Annotated in this window: 1 protein-coding gene; it reads right to left on the bottom strand. The window is 54.3% G+C overall.

All coding sequences use genetic code 11. The features are described 5' to 3' along the window. Positions 1 to 246: 246 nt before the first annotated feature. Entirely contained in the window at positions 247 to 498 is a 252-nt protein-coding gene (locus tag EN879_RS38380; protein ID WP_013532600.1) for a GIY-YIG nuclease family protein, read from the bottom strand. Positions 499 to 514: the final 16 nt, after the last annotated feature.

Here is a 514-nt window from a genome sequence, read left to right as displayed (position 1 = left end):
ATGTAGAAGTAGCCAGCGCCGTAGACGTCGCAAATCTTGACGTATTCAGCGGGTTCCGGCTCGGCGACGACGACGGCGTCGGCGGCGCGCGCACCGGAAACTGCGATCAGGGCCGCAGCGGAGCCGAGGAGAAGGCTCTTAATGTTCATTTTCTGACCTCCAGTCAGAATCGAGAACGGAGGTCGGTAAAACCCAGCTCTCATGTATTTTTTTCTTTATATTTCAGATGGATAGATAAAAAGGCCTTCAGCGGGGCTCTGTCCGCCAAAGCCGTTTACTGGCGAAAGCCTTGCCCGATCCGGTCTTGAAATATCGCTCGAACTGCCGTGCGTTGGTCTCGGTTTCGACCGCGATATAGGTCTTCAGGGCTACAGGCAGATAGGCTCTGGTCGAAGTCACATAGCCTGATTGATGCGATTCGAACCGGCGTCGAAGGTCGTTTGTCGACCCGACATAGACATCGCCATTATGAAGCTGCAGGAAATACACGTACCACATGGTCCCCGTACGCTAC

Source organism: Mesorhizobium sp. M7A.F.Ca.AU.002.02.1.1 (assembly GCF_003998535.1).
Lineage (GTDB): Bacteria > Pseudomonadota > Alphaproteobacteria > Rhizobiales > Rhizobiaceae > Mesorhizobium > Mesorhizobium ciceri.
Note: the sequence above shows the minus strand (reverse complement) of the source record. Positions and strands in the feature narration are given on the sequence as shown.